The organism is Natronolimnobius sp. AArcel1 (assembly GCF_011043775.1).
Classification (GTDB): domain Archaea; phylum Halobacteriota; class Halobacteria; order Halobacteriales; family Natrialbaceae; genus Natronolimnobius.
This window is the reverse complement of record NZ_JAAKXY010000010.1, coordinates 1-16616: the sequence shown is the minus strand read 5'-3', so window position 1 is coordinate 16616 and position 16616 is coordinate 1. Positions and strand designations below refer to the sequence as shown.

The following is a 16616-nucleotide window of genomic DNA, read 5'->3' as shown; positions in this document are numbered from 1 at the left end:
TGGGTTACTCCCGTAGATGAGATGGACTCTCCGGTGGTTAGAGCGGTATCAACATGTCATAGAACGCTTTTCGAACTTATCAAAGTGATAGAAAAGACGAGTTACCGGCCGACTAGAGAAGACCGATACGGGCCCTACTCTTCCCCTTCCTTCTGTGTCTCCCTTTGTTGCTTAACACACCACTGGTAGAATTCTTCTTTCAGGTCGGTAGGGGTATCGTCGAATATCATCCCGAACCGCCATCCGAGGTTATGCCACGAGAGCCCTTCGAGCGCCCTTGGACCAAATTCCTCGCCATTTTCTGCTTTGGTCCAACCGGCCTTGAAAGACCCAACTCGGTCATTTCCAGGTTCGGGAAACACTCGCTTGTCCTTATTCCAATCGTGTTTCAGTCCGTCGAGTCGTTCGCCGCTGGAGCCAGACCCTTCTAACTCTCTGACACCTGAAACGAACAAACCCGCCCAAGTCCTGCCTTGTTCTTCTTTGATTTCTTTCATTTTTTCAAACTGGTCGTCGTCGAGTTCGAACCGTATCTCGCGCACCATACTCACATATCTATTTCAAAACTACTTATGCCCTTTGACTCATTTTGAATTTTGACACTAGTTTGGCTATACAGTCTTAGAACCGATAATGTAGTGATTTAGAACCCATATGCGTGGTTCGACGGGATTCAGTAGCTCTTGCTTGCGATACTCTGCCGCCTATTCGTAGGTCGGTGTGTCGTAATGGTTGTTGAGCAAGCTCAATCTAACAGGCCAATTCGGCGAAATTTAGGGTGAATGAATTCTTTGGGGACGGTTCTATGATACGCTCCGGTATTGCTAAGTGAGTCTATTGACTTTTCAGAGCATAGTATATGACGGAGCTTATCGAAGATCTTCCGGGTGATTGGGAACGGGACCGTGTCTCGGAGAATCCGAATCCGACCTATACTTACCGCCATCAGTACTTGGACGTCGAGGTTAGCGTGCTTGCGATGGACGCGGAGGAAATTGATCCTGAGCTGGATGCAGAATACAGCTACAGTATTAGTCTTCGGTGGGCAGCTGATGTGGTCGGTGTGGTTGAGGACTTCTTCGATGGCCCAGGAGAGATCATAACCCAAGACGATGCTAGGGACTGGACGTTAGCCTTATTGGCTCAGATTGAACAGCAATTCGAGCCTGGAGATACAGACTACGTTTCTCGGGCTATGAGCGCAACAATGGGTCAGCAGACGACAAGAGGATCATCTGGTCGAGTCTCCGATGCTGAGACCTGCCCTGCCTGTGATGCCCCCTTCTTCCAATTTCGAGGGATGGACACCTACGAGCAAGCTCAGAATCACTTTGCCTACATGGACGATGATGTACACGAGGGGTGGGATGTCTCGCTTGAAGAGCAACCGTAGTCACCTATCCAGTTTCATTGTGGTTGGATGAACTATGCTGGGATTGCTTGGTTTCCTCGTCCATCTCCGCTTTCCGGATGTATTCACTCTCCGTGATATCGCAGCCGTAAGATTCAGCGAGTTCTGCAACCTTCATTGCTTCACCGAACGATACTTGAAAACATCCATATAAACTGTCACCTCAGAAAATTAATCAATACGAACAACACTTTTGCACACACTACATTCGAACACTCCATTTGTGGATTCAATTCGCTGCATTTCAACTTCGCTGTCATGTTCTTTGCCTCGGCAGTACACCGTATTATTGATACCTGGGATTTGATAGTCACGATCAGATAGGTCCCAGTCGTCAGTTCCATCTTCGTAACCGTGGGGAACCGATCCATCCTTAATTTCTGCTTCTTCGTTGTTTGTTCGTGTATGGTCGGTCGTGTCCTTGCTGCTACTTCGTTCAAGCTCGGGAATATCGTCATCATCTACCATTGTCCAGGTTGTCGACACAGTTGTAACATGAAATATCTTGCTCTCATTACACCCAGACACTGTGTACAGCGTGAACCTATATCTCTTATAAACAAGTAAATGCGACTCTGTTTTTTCTTGGCTGTCTTCTTTCTTGTTAACGAATCAGTTTACAGGCCAGTATACTCGTTAGTATACTCATCAGTATACTCGTCAGCATACTTGTTAGTATACTTATCAGTCCACATATTCACTGACTAGCCTTCGAGAATACACCAAAACTGGTGTGTTAGTCTTTGTAGAAACCTCGATCAGTGAATAGTATTTCAATAGAGCCAACGAGGTGGCTCTGTTGAACCCTCTTTTTTGTAGCTTCATTCATGCAAATCTACTATACACCACACGTGCGAACTGACCACTGCAGTGCCTTCCAGCTACAGATGATGTTCCCACCGTCGTGCAAGATACGGGCACGAACGTAGTACAGGCTGAGAGCCGATTTGCAAAGAGCAGAGACTGGTCAGTACAGAGCCTACTACGCGTGTATCGTCCTCGCTTCGTGGTCGCTGATGTTCGACCTGGTTGTGTAGGACGCCGCCTCAGCCTCCTACTTCAGCCTCCTACTCATTGTGCTGGATGTAGCGGTCAACAAATATCTCCCAGTTCGCCAGTAGATACTGTTTCATCCGTTTGTACGTGTACTCGTCATCCAGCCACACCTTTCGCTCCTCATCTGTGTCTGGTGGGAGGTAGACCAAATCCATATGCGGTTGTCCATGTTTGGTATCCATACGGACAATCTCGATGTTATCCTCAAGAGGATGCGCTCCCTCTCGTACCACCGTCACACCGTAGTTCTCCGCATTTTTGTCCGGGTTGTAGTCTTCTCCTTCGGATGGTTCGGGCTCGACGAAGCCCGTCAAAAAGTAGTCGTCACCACGGTATGTACCGAGGTCGATTGATTCGAAACTATACATCTCTGTTCACCTGTGCGTTCGTAAGAGTTCGATTAGACATCATATATTGGCTTAAATTCTGTCGGGGTTCTCTATCTCCTGCAACTCCGCTATCGTGCGCGCTCATCTTCAGGTGACGATATCACGACGCAGACCTACGCTCTCGAACGTTCTCGCAAAATTGCTGCGGAGAGCGAGACAGATACTGTCCTCACTATTTCCTTTATTTTCCAGACACTTAAAAATTTCGGAATGTATTGGCCACCATTGAAATATCGTTATTATGGGCGACTAGCAAATGAACGAAGCCTTTTTTACCGTTGCAATCCTAACAACGGTCAGGAGGATATAATAATGCCTGAATTTGAAGACCGCCACGCTTCGATCCCTGATCCGAACGAGTTCGATCCTGGGGAGGCCGAAGTAGATTCTCGCCTGGAATTCCGGAATTCTTTCTCGGAAGCGCTGACGCAGCACGGTTTCCCGGACACACTCGTACTCGCTCGTGAACGAGCTGAAGACGTCTTCCACGACCGGCGCTTGGAGATTCTCGACTACCTGAAGGAACATAATCCCCACTCGGTTCGCGCGCTCGCTGATGAACTGGACTACGACAAAGGTGTCGTCAGCCGCGATCTACAGAAGCTCGCCACCATCGATGTCGTCGAGTATGTCGAAGAAGGTCGTGCGAAAGCTCCACGGCTCAAGCACAACCACGTCGTCATCGAACCAGTTGTCTGAATTTTGCTATGGGACCAATCTTCTTGGCCTACACCCTACTTCACGTCCCGAAATCGTTTTTTTTTGAGCTTTTTTAGGATTTCCCCACCCACTACAGCTTTAATCGAATTCTTTGTCACCGACTCGCTCCTCTATCGTTCTACGCCGATTTTCGGCACTCGTGAGTGGTACGGTACCTCGCAATTCAGACGGTCAACTCCGGGTTTTGCCCGTACTGGAGGACGATGTCGGGATTTGCGTCTTTTCCGGCGCTGTTGGTTCTGCCAGGTAGTTCCCGAGAGCTTGGCTGAATGACCTCGATCCCTTGAGTTTGACCGGAGCCTCGTCTGGAGTTGGGTTATTGGGGTCGTCGATCTCTCGCAGCTCCGGGAACTCTCTCACGCTGTAAAGACGGTCGGAAAGCTTGGGTATATGCGTCCGACGAGGTATCTCAACGACAAAAAGGTGCCCGGACTCTTCGGGAAATCTTCATATGTTGTGTCTGCGAGGGAACTACCATGTCGAAAGAATCCGGTCTCGTTTCGTCGATTCCTGATAAACCACTCAGTAGATCTGCTGTTGAAGCGATTGACGGCATTGATAACATACGACGGGCCATCTCACCGACTTGGCAGACGCCAATTCAGGGAGATGGTGAGTATACCGAGGATCTCATCATTATTACCGACGAGCACGTTCGGTACCTGTCCCGAGAACGTGGAGAAGGGTGGGTGATCAAGCGGGATGAGGCGTACGCAGACGACGAGGAGTTCGAACACGTGATGGACGACGTCCACGACTACGCCTGTGACTACTCGGAAGAGCGTATCGAAGAGAAGGTACACGAAGACTACGCGAAGTGACAGCCTCTCCAGCGTAAACGCCGGGGATTCCCGTGCCGTTGACCGATGGGATTCCAAATCAGATTTAGCGCTCTCGGCCTATAGCTAACCATATATTTTTGAATATATGGTTCGATATAGGAAATCGTATAACCAGAACAGAATATGTCTCCCTGGATGGGTGACACAGAGATTAGTGAGATTAGAGCAGAATAAGCAGCACAATCCCGAGAGACAGGAAGCATGCGAGTTTGAACCCGGTCTCAATGCTCGTCGTTCGATGCGGTGCGAACTGTCCACTGCGGGTTCGAGGTTGTCCTAGCATCGCATCAGCAACCGCGGCAATAAGATAGACACCTGCCAGCAGCGCCAACAGGGGGACGATTGACTCAATCATTGAGATTCACCAGTTTCGGATTTGCGTGTGGAAGCACTTTTTGTCGGACAAACCGGGCGAATTCGATGGTGTCCATATCTTTTGGTTCGTAGATAGCGACCCAGCCGCTTCGTGACAGCACGAGTTTCAGCTGTCGGCCGTTGAATTCCACGTTCCGGAGCCCGAGTTGTGTGTTCTGGTGTTCTTCGACATACTGGGCCAACTCTGGAGCACTGTTGATGTCGCCGTAGGCTGACCCCGCACTGATTGGACCACCCTCGCTACGGAACCAGCTCATCCAGGGTTTAGCACCTGGTGTTGCCTTAACGAAGCTTCCAAGATCTACAAGCGCAGGGTGAATCGCTTCTCCTGTAGCCTCCTTCAGGAGCTGATGTGCAAATTCGTCTTTGGTGCTCTCAGTGATGACGAATTCACCGGGCGAACGGAGAAAGTCTGTTATGTGGGTAGCGACTTCGACTTTCTCTTCGCCCTGCTCGATCTGTCCGTCTGCGGTAACGCGTATTGTTTTGATTCGCTCCGTCGTTTCTGTCGCTGCTCTTCCCTTGTTCAGGGTTGTTCCATCAAACGCCTGTTGCGTCCACTCTTCTACGACTGTCGATCGCAGATCGTGTTCCCCGTTTGTTTTGATCGCCGGGAACGGGTTCGTGTTGATCGTTGGTGAGCCGGAGTCAGTTGTGATGACACCGATTGCGCCGGATTTCATTATTGCTGTCTGTATTGTATGGTGAGGTGTAATTCCGGCACCCACAGAACAACTCGTGCAGAGCACCCACCCCCCTCAATCGGTAATCTTAGGTGAATAGGTACTATCCTCCATGCACGGGCTATACTGCAAGTGCCCGTCCTATTCCACTGGGACGGCCAAACCGAGCATCCTCCCACAGACGCCTCGGCTGGGCCGGACCCAGTCGGGTATCTCAGAACTGATTAGCCAGCACTGCGGCCAACCAGCGCAAATCTGTCATTCTATCATGTTTCTCTATTCTCCTTGTCATTCTCGACCGATATAAACGCCATTATTGGCTCAACTGTAGTTTGCCTACGGTTGAGTGTAAGCCGATATCGTGGTATTTGGTTCATCTATAATTTATATAGAGTTAACACTAATTTGGCGATATACCGTGATGACCCGGGCAGATTCACAGGCTCCAAATCAAAAGATTAGCAGTGAGGAGGTGAAGGCCGCAGTCATTGAACTCTGTGATAAACGTGGTACACCCGTCGTACGGCCACGAGATATCGTCGATCTTGACTGGGTCTCCGTCGGAAAGCAGACTGTCAATAACCATCTCCAGAAACTCCAGGAAAGAGGTGAGGTGAGTAGCATTTCGGTTGGTCGGGGAGCTGTCTGGTGGGTTCCAGATGAGGAACAATCTGGAGGGGAGGTTGACGTTTCTGTGATAGAGTGGTCTCGTGTCGATGCCGAGAAGATACCCGACGAACTCGTACTGGAGCGGCCTGAAGTTGAGGACTCATCTTACTGGGAGGGTATGATAAGCAAATGGAATAGTGTAATTGGAGGTGCAGCTTTTATTGTTATTGTAGGATTCGTTGTATTACTTTTTGATCAGTACTTTTCCATCGATATCGGTCCTGATTTTGAGTTCTGGGGTCTGATTTTCCTCGGTGGTGGATTCGTTGTCATCATATCCAGCTTTGTCCCGATTAGCATCGCTAAACTTGGTCAATTTCTCGATGACAAAGGGGTCATTCCTGCTATCAAGGACAAGAAGGAGCGTGCTAAATCCGAAATCCTTCAATGGATCTCGAAAAAAATTCCCTCTGATATTAAAGAGTAACTCTAACGATCTCCTTTCGGAACTTTTGGTTTCAGTGAATCGGTATACTGTACAGGTAATGAAGAACGGGGATTGTCCCCGATTGACCTCGCCGTCAAACGCTCTAATTCCTGGTCCAGATCCTCATCAATACGGAAGAACGTGTAGTGGTATTGGATATCGCATTAATCCATCAGACTTGAAGCTCTCTTCTTCCTCGTCGTAGATCCACTTAATTATCCAACCACAGTCAGGGCATTTGTATTTGAGTTCGGTTGGCATCGTTATTTTGGTGCGTGGTATTACAGTCCTGATTGTTTGACTTTCTCTGCTTCTTCTTCACTAACTACTATCGCTGATGCACGGTGAATCTTCATGCAATTTTTCCCCAAGCATCCAGTGAGTCCGTCCGGCTCAAGCCGTCCCTCCTCCTCATTGAATATCCACTCGACTGTTCGGACGCAGTCAGGACAGGTGTACTGAAATTTTATAGGCATCTGTTTTTGACCGGCGTTGGTCGCCACCCAAAGGACAAGCCGGGAGTCGAACCCGGGATTCGCCCACATGGGAAGACGTCGGGGTCTCTCACAAGGCACCCACCACGGTATCCCGTATTGACCATCAGGGGGTTTTGGGACGAATCCATCCTGTGCTTGCCTGCCGTTCGAGACGGCAACAGAGTGTATTGATCAGGATTACTTATGACTTTGCTATTCGCCAAGCTATTAGCAATGCTATATATAATTGTTTTAGCAAAATTAATCCGACAGTTATTAGCAAAGCGATATGCATAGTCAAAATCGTGCCGCTTAGCCCTGATGCTATCGATGAGCTGGACTCTGCCATCTTGGATTACTTCCTTGAAGGCAGATCCGGTGAACCTTGGGGCAAAGCAACTCCGACTGAGGTATACCGGGCTCTCGACGAGCGCGGCGTCCTCTCAGAATTAGATAATCCGGTCCGTCAAACCGTGCAGAACCGGATTCAACGACTCGCCCTTGCCGGTCACTTAGAAAACAAATACGACTCTGGTTGCTACGAATTTGTTTCGGACCCCCGTGAGACCACAAACAGTGGCTGAGTGTAGCTTCAACAGTGAACGTCTAACGTATCTTCTCTGAGCGCGTCTCTTACCAAATGGGAGCGAAGAAGTACATTGTTGAGCTCAGCGACGAAGATCGCAAGACGCTCGAATGGTTCACGTCCGCCGGTGAACAGAGGGCGCAAGCCAACACACGCGCACGTATCCTTCTGAAAGCTGACGACGGGCTCACTGATGCGACAATCAGTGAGCACGTCGGCTGTCACCCCCAAACCGTCCACAACACACGCAAAGACTACACTGAACGAGGGATTGCGGCGATTCATCGCCGCAAACCCGACCGTGAGTACGAACGCAAGCTTGACGGAAACGCCGAAGCCCACCTCATCAAACTCGCCTGCAGCGAACCACCAGAAGGACACTCTCGGTGGACACTACACCTCCTTGCCGACGAACTCGTTACCCTTGACGAGATCGACTTCGAGTCGATCTCTCACGAGGCCGTCCGACAGCGGTTAAAAAAACGCCCTGAAACCTCATCTCTCCAGCTACTGGGAGATACCTCCAGAACAGGACGCTGACTTCGTCTACTACATGGAAGATGTTCTCAATCTCTACCACGAACCGTACGACGAAACCCGTCCAGTCATCTGTTTTGACGAATCTAGCAAGGCTCTACGAGGACACGAACGCGACCCGCTCCCGGCCCGACCGGGAGCGGTCGCCCGATCCGATCACCGCTACAAACGCAATGGGAAACAACGAATACATCTCTCGACAGAGCCGCTAACTGGCTGGGTAAACGTCGAAATCACCGAGAAGAGGCGAACAATAGAATGGATCGACCGAATGGTCGAACTCGCAGATGTTCACTACCCGGATGCGGACTGCATCCGGGTTGTGATGGATCAGCTCAACACACACAAGCCTGCTGCCTTCTATCAGTTTTTCCCGCCAGAGTATGCTCAAGCGTATCTTGATCGGTTCGAGTTTCATTACACGCCCAAGAGAGGAAGTTGGCTGAATATGGCCGAAATCGAAATAGGCGTCCTCAAACGGCAGTGTCTCGATCGGCGAATCTACCACGCAGCGACCCTCCGAGCGGAGGTCGCTGCGTGGCAGAGGCGTCGAAACACGACCAATCGTCCCATTGACTGGCAGTTTACTACTGACGATGCCCGGATCAAACTACGCCAACTCTACCCAATTGAGACCGAAGAGGATCTACAGATTCACGCTTGAAGCTACACTGAGTAATCGCCAACAGAATCGATCAGATTTGTCGCGCTCCGATCTTTCAACCTGTGGGCTATGGTGAATCGCCATATAGCGTCGGGTTCTACTATTTCGATGAAGTTGTGAGAGCGCCCACCCGCTTCGCCACTGCCGGAAGCCTCGATGTCACAGTCAAATTCGTCCCAGTGTGACGCCTCGAAAAACCATATGGTGCTCGTTTCACTGAATTCGGTGAAGAGAACGCCTATGTCTCCGAAACAGTGTAAATCAAAACAATTTCCCGATGCAGCGACATCACAAACGCTCTAAAGACTGCTCTATATCCTCGAAATAGGACCGCCAGTTTTCGGGTATATCCTCCAAGGTGTAATACCCAGCGTCCGCCAACTCCAATGCTTGTATTGCCTCTTGCTCGGTGGTCTTTTTGAAAGTCATCTCGTTAACGACGTGTTCTCGGGACCGTTCGGTACTCATCGGTATTTCTCGCTCGATAGCACCTCGAAAATGGAACCAATACATGAGGTGACCATCTGCGGGGAGACGTGGCTCTGGAGTGAAGTTAGGAATAAATGGGAGTGTCGAGAGACCGGTGAGGATTTTGAGGTATGAGCGTCGGAGCATATGTCGACAGATACCTTGGTTCACTTCAGTTTACCGCTGTGTCGAACGTACTCACGGCACTATGATCCCGACGCAGTTCCTACCTATTTGAGGGTTTCAACAGAGCCGTGTTGCTGTAACTTAGATGCGATCGAAGTGATCATAGACTCGTTCGGTTGTTTGAATGGTCGCATGTCGGAGACGATTCCGGACGTCGTATAGTGAGTATCCGTCCTCTGCATGCAACATTCGATACGCGACGCTGTGACGGAGCGTATGCGGCGTTACATCTGTGGGATAACCTTGGACCCCTTCGATCGTGTGCGGTCGCACATCGGCTGTCTCAGCGAGGGCACGAAGCACTCGACGAACACTTTCGGTAGTCATGCGATCGGCTTGCCGACTCGGGAAGAGAGCATCGCTGTCCTTCCAGCGATTATTGAGGTATGACTGGAGCCGCGGAACCGTGTCATAGGTTGTTTCATCGACACTCAAGTTCATCTCTTGGTACCGTGGCGAGCGATCTGTCGGATACTCTTTTTGAATCGATGCTGGAAGCGCAAGATACGCTGGATCGTCATTGAAGTGCAGATTCTCGACGTCAAGCGCGACGAGTTCGCCAACTCGAAGGCCAGTGTCATATAGCAAAGTGACGATTGCCTCGTTTCGATCGCGGAGGTAAGAGAGTGAGTTAGTGCTTTGAGCTGCGGTTCGGAGTTCGCGGACTTGGCGAGGTTTGAGCCAGGCTGCTGCTTGGTGAGCGTGGGAATTTGCAGATGGCGTTGTCATGTTCTGGATAGTATATAAATAGAAGTCTACTTAGTCGTACCGAGTGTGGGAATCTATTAACAGATTCCAACAGTCGCCCGAGATTCTGTCTGCTGAATAACTTCTCCCTAAATGGTTCCCAGGGGGACACTGTCTTCGATGTGTTCTATCGTCGAAGCGGAGCCAACGCGGATTCTCGCTTGACTAAGTGCTCTAGTTCGCAATCCACCTCTCGAATAATATCGTCAAGCTCGAACTCCTTCTCGTCTCGAAGAATAATGTACCGATCTCCATTTGTGAGCAACCCCCAGTTACACCGGTGAAGACGCATATACCGCTTCAATTGCCCTGTCTTCGCATCCAAATTCACAGTCGGACGCTTCGCCTCAATGCATACCTTCAGATCACCATTTTCTATCAACGCATAATCGACACGATCAGTGATATCCGAATCCCCGCGAGGATACTCCATGAGAACGTCCGTGCTATAGATATTCCATCCGAGCAACTTGATGAACGGTGTGATGATCTTCGCTTTCGCACTCGTCTCATCCAGATACTCGTGTGATTGCAACACCCGACGAGAGCGTTCCACGAACGCTTCCAGGTCCATCTTGAAGCCCTCGCTATCTGTAGTCGGTTCGATAGTTGGCCAGTGTTCACGTTCGTCATAATCTACGAGTTCAATGGACATTCCCTCTAAGTGTGTTTCAAACGTATTACCAGAATTATCATCCGCGAGTCGAAGAACACCGGTCACATCGACGAAATCACCGTTAGAGACCTCATTTGTGATATCATCCTCCAGTTCTACTTCGATGGATCCTGGTGGTTCTGGCGATGTTGTTGCTTCGTCCTCTATCACGATCTTTTGCGAGTCGATGAATTCGGACTGATCGAAGTTCAGTCGAAACGGTCCTTTGCGTTCGCAGCCTTGGCACTCGTGTGGTTCCTGTAGGTCACTGCTTGATTGTGGAACTCTGGAGAGTGTTCCGCAGAGCTGGCATTCAAAGGCACCGTCTACGACTTTCGGTTTTACGTCGGTTGATTCGATGACGATTCCGCGGAGTTGGACGAGACTGTTCATGTCGCGTGCACGTAGCTCGCAGATCTCGGGCGACTCGGTATCGGGCAGATTCCGGACGCGGACGTGGGTCTGGCCGAGGCTGACGTCAATCGGAAGGTCGTACAGTCGTAGCGCCTCCTCGGCGTAGCGCTGGAGTGGCTCGGGATGGTTCAGGAAGTCGTCCGCAAGGTCGGGATCGAACCGGTAGATGTCCTCCCAGTCGATGTGGAGTGACCGCTGTTTGTTTGGGTATCGCTTAGCGAGTTCTTTAATTCCGGTATCGTAGTAGCTTTCGAAGAATTGAGTGAACGCATCTACCAGTTCGGAGTTTCCCGCCTGAGCCATACTCTTACATCTAATGATGGGTACATGTCCTTTCCGTATACCATGTTCAATCGCGCCGATAACACACTAATGCCGAAGTGTTCTTTCTGATCCGAGATTTTATCAATGAAAGGGCCTCCAACCGGCGTATGCCGACACATGGCCTACACCCCCAAGACGCAGCGATAATCATTGAAGCACTCTCGACGTGGGCTGGAAATCCGAACGAGGTCAATAGTCCCAGAGAAGAGCGAGCGTGGGAACTAATCGATAAAATCGCAGTAGAGCAACGGATGCCCGCGTCAGAACTAATTAGACAGATAGACCGGGAATGGCCGTTACAAGGGAAGAAGGTCACCGAGACTGAGTCCACCGATCACGACCCTCAGTAGCGCTATGACAGGGATGGATTGGTCTATGAATGAACGGATTCAAACCCCGCGCAGCCCCCACTGCGCGGGATCACCACACAAGGAAGTGAGGTTCCGGCACTGTCGACAGGAGCTTGTGCTGGCTTAAATCTTCGCACTCTACATTTGAGATACAGATGGGCCTCTGCTCTCGACTCACCTCAATTCATTCGAGAGAAACGTCTCTCAAGAGTACGACGCGCATCAGAACAATCCGTCTCCCGTCATATCTACCCCTTGTGACGAGAATGACTTAAACGGAGAATCGGTTCTCAGTAAGCCAGAGCACAAAAAGACCGAGTGTAGCCTCATTTGACCAAAGTAGCAGAAGGAACACTTGTTCAGAACCGCTGAATTACGGATCTGATCCATACACACCCCTTCAACACTAAGGGTTTGATTCATCCGTCACTGGCTTTTTCGGTACAGCTCTAGGATTCCATGATTCCCTCTTTGGTCCGGGCGAGTGTAGTAGGGACCTTCGAGTTTATCCTCGTCAGCATCGTACTGGAGCGTCGTTGTCCCATAGTGCATGTCCAAATCATCGTTCGCGTAACCGCCATCATTGACGTAGTTGTACGCGATCGTGGGCCAAGCGTTCTCCTTCACGAGGATCGTCGCTCCTTGGCTGCCAGAGTTGGACTCTGGCCCGTCTAACGACACTAAGACCTTATCCCAGGTTTGTTCGATCCTGAGCGAGGTTTCCATTTTGGTGAGTCCATCTCGTTGTTTTCCCGTTTTGACGATGAGCTCGTCATCTATCTCCGCAGGGTCTTTCGATGTGTAGAGATACCCCTCCCACTCGCCGTCCAAAACTGGAACCTCAACGATGTTGTACGCCCGGAGAACGCTCCATTTCCACAGCCAGCGTGTGAAACCGTAATAGAGCCCTCCGACGAGGACTCCAAGGGGAATTCCCTTTAGGCTCCCTGCCGCTAGCGGCAGAAATGCTACTGAGGCTGCGATGACGCCTATCCAGATGTACCACTGGTGGCGTCGAGGCTGATCAGTGGAGTAGCTGTGCATTCTGTTTATCGTACCACTCGTTCCACATCTCGCGGAGCCGGCTGAGTAACTGTTCTGCGTTGGTGAGGTCCCACTGGGTGTTACTGTCTCCGAATAGCAACTCCTCTTCCGACACTTGATCGAATCCGCTGAGATCGGTGCTCTCGTCTTGGAGATGATCTAGGACTTCGATGAAGCGGTCACGTCGGCGTGACCGTTGTAGAATCTCATCTGGAACGTTGTAGATGAGACATTCGATGCCGTAGGAGTGCGCGTCGATCGTTTGCCAGGTGCTGAAGTGATCGTTGTAGTAGTCACGCGCGTTTTTGAAGATACGGACGGTCTCTTTGTATTTCGAGTGCTTCTGGCACCCGTTTGTGTAGTGGATCTGTGGATAGTTGATGATCCGTTCGCCTGTTCTCTGCGCGTCGAAGTACATCCCGTGGTCGATATCGGGTTCTGTATTGGACTCGGTCGGCGGGTAACTGTTGTAGATCCGGTAATCCGCACACGGAACGACATCGACGTCAACCGGAAGGCGGTCGCTTTCGATGGCGATCGCCTTGTTCCCACGAGAGATCCGGTCACCTGGATTATTGAATTGCCGCCGGAGCCAGTTCCACACGTCGTCACTGAACTCAGTGTAGCTGTAATCCGCTGACCCCGAGTTGTTGTGGTACCGGTCCCGCTCAGTCGAAGTTAGATTCGACAGGTCACGCCGCCATGCAGAGGTTAGCTTCACGACGATGTCCACGTCGCTAGATCCCCTGGTGTGGGTGTGATTCTTATAGGATCCCTGAAGGAACACTTTGAATGAGCAGTCCTCATTTTGCTGGATCGGAGACCGGTCCATTTCGAGTATTCGCTTTATTCGTCCGCGAGCAGTGGCAGAACCAGCATCAGCCCCTGTCTTGTACCAGCCTTCAAACTGGCTTTCGGGGATCGCCATCAGTCACACCTCCCATGGTACCCGCAGCACGGACAGGAGACAACCAGACGCTCTTTCTTTGCCTGTTTGCGTCCTTGATCACTCCCGATGAGTGCGCCACCAGCCATTCCGAGGCCGATCCCTCCTGGACCGAGTGGGGCACCGGTGATCCCGCCGACGAGCGCTCCCTTGAGACCATTTTTGAACGCTTTGACACTCTCATCGGAGACTTCGTCTGGTGAAAGTACTTCGACGAGGGAAACCGGAAGGTCTCCGCAGTTGGGACATGCGATCTGCTGGGCGATCTGTGCTAGTTCGTCATCCTCGCTAATCGAGGGTGAGTGTGATACCGTCGAACGCTGATTTCTACCGTTCATATGTGGCGATCATGCTCGGTTTCGGCCCGAGCAGGCCATCACGGGTAGAATAGCGCCATAGCTTCCGACACTCAATGCAACCAGTGGCCACTGCTCTGAAACCGACCAGGGCGGTGGCTCACCAGCTAATGGAGCAGCCCGTTTACCGGGCTGTTCCGAGAGCTAGTCGGTAGACGCTAACCCCACGAGAAGCCGGTGTTTCGTATCACTCGGCTACCCATCTCGCGGTAGTTTTGATCGTCCACACTTCCTCGCCCTCGTAGGCGAGGGTGCAATCCTTAGTGTGCGACGAGAGTCATTTCGGACCCTATCAGATAATGGGACTTTCACAATATAAGTGTTTCGCCGCCCAGACAGCTACGAAAATCGCAATACGGAAGCGACTTTTGAGGTAATGAATTTTGGACTTCAATCTGTTATAAAGGATCCCGATTATATACTAACAATATTTACATTTATTTGAGGGTAACTCAGGGGCTTCGAAGGGTGTCTGACGTAGTTGAACCCCTGGGGTAATGAGTTAGAAACCAGGTTTCAGAAAGCACATTCTTTAATGCTGTGAGTGTACTAAGGTCAATTGCAATCCTTAGTGTGCGGCGAGGAACGTCTGTTTCTTGCCGCCAATTCAACTGCTTTGAGCCGATGGTCTCCCGTTCTACAACAAACAGAGTACTAGTTGAGGAGTATTTATTAAACAGGAAATCAGTAATCTCCCCGGACCTACCCCTGTTGTGCGTAAATACTCTATCTCCTCTTTGGTTATGCGGGGATCCCTCGTTTGGAGTGAGCCCGCTAGATAGAAAACGATTCGAATTTACCATAGAGAGATATTTGACTATCTCTATCCGACCGCATTCTGCTTCTTCCTGTTTAATCAGGGTGCGCGGATTCCAAATGAAAATCGGTTGCTGTCGGGCGGTTCCTAGTAATTTACTGGTCGCGTCGCAAAGCGGTCTAGAGTTTGCCTCCAGTGCTCTCAATTGAAAGTTCACAGCTCATTGCTGTTTTGGTCGATCGCTGGAACAGTTCGTCGAGGAATGACTTGTAGTACAATGGATCAGCATACTTCACGATTCGAAGCTGGAACAACGCCTCCAATCCTTCTGCTGTCCAGCGCATCCACTGGTTCTTATAGCGCTTGCTGACTTCTCCCATCAGCCGCTCGATGGCTGCCTCTGCAAATGTCACGATTGACGGCAACCACCGTCGGAGATACCCCGCAGCCTTCTCTGATCCGTACTGATCCAACTGCCACGCTGTTTTCTCTATACGCCCGGTCGTTCGCACGATCCGCTTGCGGCTCGCCGCGAACTCTTCGTTTGGACGGTGCTTGGCGACCGATAATTTGTTAGCCGGTGAGGATTTCAACAGAGCCAGACAGTATTATCGAGGTTCCTCAACTTCGGTCAACGCCTCGAATACGTCGCTGCAACACGCGCCGTTCTCAGTGAATTCGTGGTACTTGAAGTCCGGATCGCCAAGATACGTGAACGTCACCCACCCATCTGAGAACTCACCGACATCGTAGTAGTCCTCGTCAAGCCACCGCCCGATTTCGAAGCCTTGCGTTATCCGCTCCTCCTGATACACCGCGAGCATCAAGACCACGTCGTCGTTAACCGCATCACGTGCGGGTCCAAACTTGTTTTTGAGTTTCCTATCAATCGAATTCGTCGTTCGTGTCCCCATTCCGAACCCGAATCCGCCTTCTAATTCTGCGGCATGATCAGGTTTCGTAACTTCGATCCAGATATCCTGATTGTCAGTGATGAGTCGAAGGTCAAAATCCTTCGAGTCACCCTCGTCAGAAAGCGTTGCGTTCATTGACACCTGCTCCGAGCCGTACACTTCCCGCAGGTAGTACAGAAGGTACAGTTCGGCAAACACGGAATTGATTCGATCTACGTCACCCTTCCTGATTTCGTTCAGCCAATCCAACGTCGGGTCTGATTTAACGTCCACTGCGGTGAGGTACTTGTCTATTAGCTGGAGATCGGGACGTCTGAACTTCCCGAAAAGTTTCTCTCCATCAATTGGGGACTCACCGAGTAGGTTGTTGATGTTCGGGTACCCACGCGGTGACGGGATTAGGTGCTCGTGAGGGTATTTCGAATCTAACACACGCTTGATACCGTACGCGTACAGTGTGTAAGAGTGGTCTTCGGCCGTCGCAGTCGGTTCATCGTTGCGATGTACTTCGAGTACCTCGCACCCGAATCGGTGCTCATACTCGGGTTCTGGTGCATGGATGTGAACGATATCCCCGATGTCGTACGGTTCGTCGGTGGGGTCGAATTCAGAAGTCAATT

The 16616-nt window shown here is 50.7% G+C and carries 16 protein-coding genes and 3 pseudogenes; 6 read left to right on the top strand and 13 right to left on the bottom strand.

All coding sequences use genetic code 11. From position 1 onward, the window contains the following. Window positions 1–134: 134 nt before the first annotated feature. On the bottom strand, window positions 135–545 hold the full coding sequence (locus G6M89_RS21720) for a hypothetical protein (protein WP_165163975.1): 411 nt from the start codon (window positions 543–545) through the stop codon (window positions 135–137). A 314-nt stretch (window positions 546–859) separates the two neighbouring features. Here G6M89_RS21720 and G6M89_RS21715 point away from each other — a divergent pair, with 314 nt between their 5' ends. Then, window positions 860–1393, top strand: a complete 534-nt coding sequence (locus G6M89_RS21715; RefSeq protein WP_165163988.1) for a hypothetical protein — start codon at window positions 860–862, stop codon at window positions 1391–1393. A gap of 189 nt (window positions 1394–1582) precedes the next feature. Here the strand turns inward: G6M89_RS21715 and G6M89_RS21710 are convergent, their stop codons facing one another. Both G6M89_RS21710 and G6M89_RS21705 read right to left on the bottom strand, forming a co-directional pair. Then, window positions 1583–1879 (bottom strand): hypothetical protein, encoded by a 297-nt coding sequence (locus G6M89_RS21710; protein ID WP_165163987.1) that lies wholly within the window; start codon window positions 1877–1879, stop codon window positions 1583–1585. A 599-nt stretch (window positions 1880–2478) separates the two neighbouring features. Continuing rightward, window positions 2479–2835, bottom strand: coding sequence for a hypothetical protein (locus G6M89_RS21705; protein ID WP_165163986.1), 357 nt, complete (start codon window positions 2833–2835; stop codon window positions 2479–2481). A gap of 333 nt (window positions 2836–3168) precedes the next feature. Here G6M89_RS21705 and G6M89_RS21700 point away from each other — a divergent pair, with 333 nt between their 5' ends. Continuing rightward, window positions 3169–3555, top strand: coding sequence for a helix-turn-helix domain-containing protein (locus tag G6M89_RS21700; RefSeq protein ID WP_165163985.1), 387 nt, complete (start codon window positions 3169–3171; stop codon window positions 3553–3555). A 497-nt stretch (window positions 3556–4052) separates the two neighbouring features. Next, the gene (locus G6M89_RS21695; protein WP_165163984.1) at window positions 4053–4397 is read left to right on the top strand and encodes a hypothetical protein; all 345 of its coding nucleotides are present in this window, start codon (window positions 4053–4055) and stop codon (window positions 4395–4397) included. 181 nt (window positions 4398–4578) lie between these two features. Here G6M89_RS21695 and G6M89_RS21690 read toward each other — a convergent pair whose 3' ends face one another. Both G6M89_RS21690 and G6M89_RS22190 read right to left on the bottom strand, forming a co-directional pair. Then, window positions 4579–4773: a hypothetical protein gene (locus G6M89_RS21690; RefSeq protein WP_165163983.1), complete on the bottom strand. Its 195-nt coding sequence runs from the start codon at window positions 4771–4773 to the stop codon at window positions 4579–4581. Next, window positions 4766–5476, bottom strand: coding sequence for a hypothetical protein (locus G6M89_RS22190; RefSeq protein ID WP_206335670.1), 711 nt, complete (start codon window positions 5474–5476; stop codon window positions 4766–4768). Before G6M89_RS22190 ends, G6M89_RS21690 begins: the two co-directional genes overlap by 8 nt. A gap of 421 nt (window positions 5477–5897) precedes the next feature. On the opposite strand from G6M89_RS22190, the gene G6M89_RS21680 reads away from it, so the two are divergent. The 3 genes from G6M89_RS21680 (at window position 5898) to G6M89_RS22180 (ending at window position 8835) form a co-directional block, all read left to right on the top strand. Next, the gene (locus G6M89_RS21680) at window positions 5898–6572 is read left to right on the top strand and encodes a hypothetical protein (RefSeq protein ID WP_165163982.1); all 675 of its coding nucleotides are present in this window, start codon (window positions 5898–5900) and stop codon (window positions 6570–6572) included. Window positions 6573–7688: 1116 nt separating this feature from the next. Beyond that, window positions 7689–8174 carry a helix-turn-helix domain-containing protein gene (locus G6M89_RS22185; protein ID WP_076611047.1) on the top strand — a complete coding sequence of 162 codons (486 nt, stop codon included), beginning with the start codon at window positions 7689–7691 and terminating at the stop codon, window positions 8172–8174. Further along, the gene (locus tag G6M89_RS22180; protein WP_206335671.1) at window positions 8122–8835 is read left to right on the top strand and encodes an IS630 family transposase; all 714 of its coding nucleotides are present in this window, start codon (window positions 8122–8124) and stop codon (window positions 8833–8835) included. The genes G6M89_RS22185 and G6M89_RS22180 overlap by 53 nt, the downstream gene beginning before the upstream one ends. 735 nt (window positions 8836–9570) lie before the next feature. Here G6M89_RS22180 and G6M89_RS21670 read toward each other — a convergent pair. The 8 genes and pseudogenes from G6M89_RS21670 to G6M89_RS21640 all read right to left on the bottom strand — a co-directional run. Continuing rightward, window positions 9571–10218, bottom strand: coding sequence for a site-specific integrase (locus G6M89_RS21670; RefSeq protein ID WP_165163981.1), 648 nt, complete (start codon window positions 10216–10218; stop codon window positions 9571–9573). 145 nt (window positions 10219–10363) lie between these two features. Next, window positions 10364–10636, bottom strand: a pseudogene (locus G6M89_RS22505) (type I restriction enzyme HsdR N-terminal domain-containing protein); the annotation flags it as partial. 219 nt (window positions 10637–10855) lie between these two features. Further along, window positions 10856–11608 (bottom strand): annotated as a pseudogene (locus G6M89_RS22500) (hypothetical protein); the annotation flags it as partial. Window positions 11609–12405: 797 nt separating this feature from the next. After that, entirely contained in the window at window positions 12406–13023 is a 618-nt protein-coding gene (locus G6M89_RS21660; protein WP_165163979.1) for a DUF2062 domain-containing protein, read from the bottom strand. Then, window positions 13004–13756, bottom strand: coding sequence for a nucleotidyltransferase (locus G6M89_RS21655; RefSeq protein ID WP_343162672.1), 753 nt, complete (start codon window positions 13754–13756; stop codon window positions 13004–13006). The genes G6M89_RS21660 and G6M89_RS21655 overlap by 20 nt, the downstream gene beginning before the upstream one ends. A 194-nt stretch (window positions 13757–13950) precedes the next feature. Continuing rightward, complete coding sequence (locus G6M89_RS21650) at window positions 13951–14307, bottom strand: hypothetical protein (protein ID WP_165163977.1); 357 nt, start codon at window positions 14305–14307, stop codon at window positions 13951–13953. 954 nt (window positions 14308–15261) lie between these two features. Further along, window positions 15262–15654: pseudogene (locus G6M89_RS21645) on the bottom strand (ISH6 family transposase); the annotation flags it as partial. 36 nt (window positions 15655–15690) lie between these two features. Then, a partial coding sequence (locus G6M89_RS21640) for a hypothetical protein (protein WP_165163976.1) occupies window positions 15691–16616 on the bottom strand: 926 nt, incomplete at its 5' end.

What these genes read in the sequence shown, in the direction of transcription:
- G6M89_RS21720 (WP_165163975.1), bottom strand. Translation starts at nt 545, where the DNA reads ATGGTGCGCGAGATACGGTTCGAACTCGACGACGACCAGTTTGAAAAA.
- G6M89_RS21715 (WP_165163988.1), top strand. Translation starts at nt 860, where the DNA reads ATGACGGAGCTTATCGAAGATCTTCCGGGTGATTGGGAACGGGACCGT.
- G6M89_RS21710 (WP_165163987.1), bottom strand. Translation starts at nt 1,879, where the DNA reads ATGGTAGATGATGACGATATTCCCGAGCTTGAACGAAGTAGCAGCAAG.
- G6M89_RS21705 (WP_165163986.1), bottom strand. Translation starts at nt 2,835, where the DNA reads ATGTATAGTTTCGAATCAATCGACCTCGGTACATACCGTGGTGACGAC.
- G6M89_RS21700 (WP_165163985.1), top strand. Translation starts at nt 3,169, where the DNA reads ATGCCTGAATTTGAAGACCGCCACGCTTCGATCCCTGATCCGAACGAG.
- G6M89_RS21695 (WP_165163984.1), top strand. Translation starts at nt 4,053, where the DNA reads ATGTCGAAAGAATCCGGTCTCGTTTCGTCGATTCCTGATAAACCACTC.
- G6M89_RS21690 (WP_165163983.1), bottom strand. Translation starts at nt 4,773, where the DNA reads ATGATTGAGTCAATCGTCCCCCTGTTGGCGCTGCTGGCAGGTGTCTAT.
- G6M89_RS22190 (WP_206335670.1), bottom strand. Translation starts at nt 5,476, where the DNA reads ATGAAATCCGGCGCAATCGGTGTCATCACAACTGACTCCGGCTCACCA.
- G6M89_RS21680 (WP_165163982.1), top strand. Translation starts at nt 5,898, where the DNA reads ATGACCCGGGCAGATTCACAGGCTCCAAATCAAAAGATTAGCAGTGAG.
- G6M89_RS22185 (WP_076611047.1), top strand. Translation starts at nt 7,689, where the DNA reads ATGGGAGCGAAGAAGTACATTGTTGAGCTCAGCGACGAAGATCGCAAG.
- G6M89_RS21670 (WP_165163981.1), bottom strand. Translation starts at nt 10,218, where the DNA reads ATGACAACGCCATCTGCAAATTCCCACGCTCACCAAGCAGCAGCCTGG.
- G6M89_RS21660 (WP_165163979.1), bottom strand. Translation starts at nt 13,023, where the DNA reads ATGCACAGCTACTCCACTGATCAGCCTCGACGCCACCAGTGGTACATC.
- G6M89_RS21650 (WP_165163977.1), bottom strand. Translation starts at nt 14,307, where the DNA reads ATGAACGGTAGAAATCAGCGTTCGACGGTATCACACTCACCCTCGATT.